This window comes from Pseudomonadota bacterium (assembly GCA_026388215.1).
Classification (GTDB): domain Bacteria; phylum Desulfobacterota; class Syntrophorhabdia; order Syntrophorhabdales; family Syntrophorhabdaceae; genus JAPLKF01.
On the sequence record JAPLKF010000165.1, the window covers coordinates 1 to 4,185 of the forward strand.

General features: G+C 43.5%; 5 protein-coding genes. All 5 read left to right on the top strand.

Going from position 1 to position 4,185, the window contains the following annotated elements:
* Positions 1-439 (top strand): ATP-binding protein (locus NTU69_09515; protein ID MCX5803747.1); only part of this gene is annotated, 439 nt, incomplete at its 5' end.
* A 316-nt stretch (positions 440-755) separates the two neighbouring features.
* Positions 756-1,232, top strand: coding sequence for an NADH-quinone oxidoreductase subunit NuoE (gene nuoE, locus NTU69_09520; GenBank protein ID MCX5803748.1), 477 nt, complete (start codon positions 756-758; stop codon positions 1,230-1,232).
* On the top strand, positions 1,219-3,039 hold the full coding sequence (locus tag NTU69_09525; protein ID MCX5803749.1) for an NADH-quinone oxidoreductase subunit NuoF: 1,821 nt from the start codon (positions 1,219-1,221) through the stop codon (positions 3,037-3,039). Before nuoE ends, NTU69_09525 begins: the two co-directional genes overlap by 14 nt.
* A complete protein-coding gene (locus NTU69_09530; protein ID MCX5803750.1) occupies positions 3,036-3,419 on the top strand; it encodes a 2Fe-2S iron-sulfur cluster-binding protein in 384 nt (127 codons plus the stop codon). The genes NTU69_09525 and NTU69_09530 overlap by 4 nt, the downstream gene beginning before the upstream one ends.
* A partial coding sequence (locus tag NTU69_09535; protein ID MCX5803751.1) for a 4Fe-4S dicluster domain-containing protein occupies positions 3,364-4,185 on the top strand: 822 nt, incomplete at its 3' end. The genes NTU69_09530 and NTU69_09535, both read left to right, overlap by 56 nt.

The window sequence follows — 4,185 nt, forward strand, 5'->3', positions numbered from 1 at the left end:
CTGCAATGGTTCCCAGATTCACAGGTACAGATCAAGGATTTCCGGACCCCTGATTGACAGAATAGATATACACATTGAAGTACCTCCTGTGACTATTCGAGAGCTTTCACTCGACAGGGAAGGGGAATCGTCAGAAAAGATCAGGGAGAGGGTAATAAAAGCTCGCAAGATTCAGGAGGAGAGATTCAAAGGAAAGAAGATATATGCAAATAGCCAGATGACAACAAGAATGATAAAGAAATACTGTCCTTTGAATGATAATGCCGAAATACTCCTTGAAAAGGCTATTGAAAAATTTGGTCTTTCCCCCCGTGCCTACCACAGGATTCAGAAGGTTGCAAGGACTATTGCAGACCTTGAAATGAAGGAAAATATAGAAGAGTCTTATGTGGCAGAGGCGATTCAATACAGGGTACTCGATAGAAGACTGGCGTTTTAGAACAACATTTTCACATCCAAGCTTCATGCGAAGTTATTGGCTTTCCACACCAGGAAGCGATCTACTGCCCAACTTCCCCGATGAAACCTTTGGCGTCCTCAAAAAAAACAAGAACCCTGCCAGTGCGTCGAATACCGCATATTGCCTTGTTTAAAAAATTGAACCTTTTTAAAAGCACAAGACGTACAAACATTTCTAAGGTTGCTCAGGAACAGGCGAAAGATTAGATGTTGGAAAGTTGGTAAAGAAATTTTTTCAAAATTTTCTTGACATCAATTAAGCGATTTATTAAAAACTGTATACAAGGGGGAGGACTTTGCCTGAAAAAATCGAATCTATCCTTCAAAAATATAGCCGGGGACAGGACGAACTGATACCAATTTTACAGGGTGTACAGAAGGAATTTGGTTATATTTCACTGGAATCGGTAAAAAAAATTTCAAGATACCTCCGTATCACCGAAAATCAGATCTATGGTGTTTCTTCGTTTTATGCCCAATTTCGGTTTACTTCACCCGGTCGGCATTTGATAAAGGCCTGCCGAGGGACAGCTTGCCATGTTCGTGGTGCACAGCGGATATTGGAAGAAGTGAAGAAACAACTTGGTATCACGGAAGGTGAAACCACACCTGACTTAGAATACTCACTCGAAACAGTGGCTTGTATAGGGTGTTGTGCACTGGCGCCGTGCATTATGATAAATGAAGAAGTACATGGGCGATTGAGCGACAAGGGCGTAGCTAATATATTTAGCAAGAAAGGGACGGAGGGTGAGAGTGATGACACAAACTGAGAATACCCGTACTATTTTAATCTGTCATGGAACTGGCTGTGTATCTTCGAAATCCCCCGAGATTCGGACAGCACTAGAAAAAGAAACTCAGCGATTAGGAATCACCACCAAGCTTACTGGTTGTCATGGTTTCTGTCAGCAAGGACCTATAGTTATTGTCGAACCTGATGGGGTATTCTATACACGGGTTGGAGTAGAGGATGTAACAGATATTGTTAACTCTCATTTACAAAACAATAAACCTGTTGGTCGTCTTTTTTATCAAGATCCGACTACGGGCAAGCGAATTCAACATTATAGAGATATACCCTTCTACAAGATGCAGCAACGTTTAATCCTACGCAATTGCGGCCATATTAATCCGGAAGAAATCGATGATTATCTTGCGGTAGGTGGATACGAGGCATTGAAAAAGGTACTTTTTGAAATGACACCAGAGAAAGTTATTGAGAATATCAATATCTCTGGTTTAAGAGGTAGAGGCGGTGCTGGCTTCCCTACAGGCCGAAAGTGGGAAATCTGTTCTAAGGCGTCTGGTGAAGAAAAATATATAATCTGCAACGCTGACGAAGGTGACCCAGGTGCGTTTATGGATAGGAGTATATTAGAGGCAGATCCTCATTCTGTGTTAGAAGGGATGAGTATTGCGGCTCATACTGTTGGTGCGAAGAAGGGTTTTATTTATGTGCGTGCAGAATATCCTCTTGCGGTGAAACGTTTAGAAATTGCTATCGCCCAAGCTAGAAAAAAGGGATTTCTTGGTAAAGATATTCTAGGAAGTGGCTTCGATTTTGATATAGAGATTTTTGAGGGAGCAGGAGCTTTCGTATGTGGTGAGGAAACTGCCTTAATAGAATCTATTGAAGGAAGGCGGGGCATGCCTCGGCATCGGCCACCATTTCCTGTTCAATCTGGATTATGGGGCAAGCCAACACTGATCAATAACGTAAAAACCTTAGCATATACGCCTCTGATCATTGTTCGAGGTGCAGATTGGTTTAGTGATATTGGAACTGAGCGAAGTAAGGGCACCGCAGTCTTTTCCATAACAGGTAAAGTAGCAAACTGTGGACTGGTAGAAGTGCCTATGGGAACTACATTGCATGAAATCATCTATGGTATTGGTGGCGGAATTCCCAACCGTAAAAAATTTAAGGCTGTTCAGACTGGAGGTCCATCGGGAGGATGTTTATCAGAGGAATTTCTTGGTCTACCTGTTGATTATGAGTCATTAACGTCTGCTGGTTCGATAATGGGTTCTGGTGGGCTTGTTGTAATGGATGAGGACACGTGTATTGTAGATGTGGCAAAATATTTTCTCGACTTCACCCAGAAAGAGTCATGCGGCAAATGCGTCCCATGCCGTGTGGGAACAAGACTCATGTTTGAGATACTTGACAGAATAACCCATGGCGAAGGTACTGCTGAAGACCTGTTGGCCTTAAGGACATTAGGCGACACAATAAAGAAGGGGGCACTCTGTGGTCTCGGTCAAACTGCTCCCAATCCTGTTCTCACTACATTGAGGTATTTCAGCAATGAATATCTCGAACATATAAAGGAGTACCGGTGCCGTGCAAGTGTTTGCAAGGACCTTATTGAGTTTAAGGTGATCAGAGAGAAATGTACCGGCTGTCAATCATGTGTCAGGATTTGTCCTACAGGCGCAATCACAGGACCAAGATCAAAGCCACACAATATCGATGCATCGAAATGCATCAAGTGTCGTTCCTGTTATGAAATTTGCCGTTTTGACGCTATTGCTGGCAATGCTATTGTGATTCGAACTGTGGAGAAAAAATCATGACAAAAGAAAAGATATTATCTATTACCATTGACAACAAAAAGGTAGAGGTCCGTCCAGGTTTGACCATACTCCAGGCCGCCCGTGAGAACAATGTCTTTATCCCCTCTCTATGTACCCTTGAACATCTGCCTTCATATGGTGCCTGTCGGTTGTGCGTGGTTGAGGTTGATGGTTTAAGGGGTTTCCCTACATCGTGTACAACGCCCGTGGAAGAAGGTATGGTAATTCGGACTGATACTGCTGAGATAAGAAGCTTGAGACAGGAGGTGCTTAAGCTACTCTTAAGCGAACATCCTGCAAGCTGCCTTTTCTGTACGGAGCAAAGTGAATGCAGACAATATCAGGGCACTATCCGTAAGGTGGGGGCGACTACACCGTAAGGTGGGGGCGACTACAGGCTGTCGCTACTGCCCCAATGATAGCCGTTGTGAATTACAGGAGATAACCGAAAAGATAGGGCTTACTGAAACCTCCTATCCTGTCTACTACCGTAATTTTACAGTTGAAAAATACGACCCCTTCTATGACAGGGATTATAATCTTTGCATCCTGTGTGGACGCTGTGTTCGTGTCTGTAACAACGTAAGGTTGAATGGGACACTGAGTTTTAAACAACGTGGCAAGCTTACTACAATTGGCCCGGCCTTTGATCGGTCTCATCTTGAGGCCGGGTGCGAATTTTGTGGCGCTTGCGTAACAGTATGTCCTACCGGAGCCTTGAGCACGAAGGTGAGTAAGTGGTATGGAAAACCTGATAGTCAGGTTATGACAACCTGTAACTACTGTTCAATGGGCTGTCGGGTTGTCCTCCAGACAAAAAATAATGAAGTTATCGACGCACTGCCTGATTATGATTCGTCTGTGGATCATGGGCTTATCTGTGTAAAAGGGCGTTTTGCTATTCCTGAATATGTCCATAGCCCACTTCGCTATTCAAGCCCGAGAAGGTTGACCCCTCTAGGATATGAGGATATATCATGGGACCAAGCAATCACAGAAGCAGCAGAGAGACTATCAGGGATAAAACCCGAAGACTTTATGATGGTGGTCTCACCGCAATTATCAAATGAAGACCTGTTTGTTGCCCAGCAATTTATGAGAAAGGTTATGGGTTCTGAAAATATTGTATCGTCAATGATAAGTGAA

What these genes read in the sequence shown, in the direction of transcription:
- NTU69_09525 (MCX5803749.1), top strand. Translation starts at nt 1,219, where the DNA reads ATGACACAAACTGAGAATACCCGTACTATTTTAATCTGTCATGGAACT.
- NTU69_09530 (MCX5803750.1), top strand. Translation starts at nt 3,036, where the DNA reads ATGACAAAAGAAAAGATATTATCTATTACCATTGACAACAAAAAGGTA.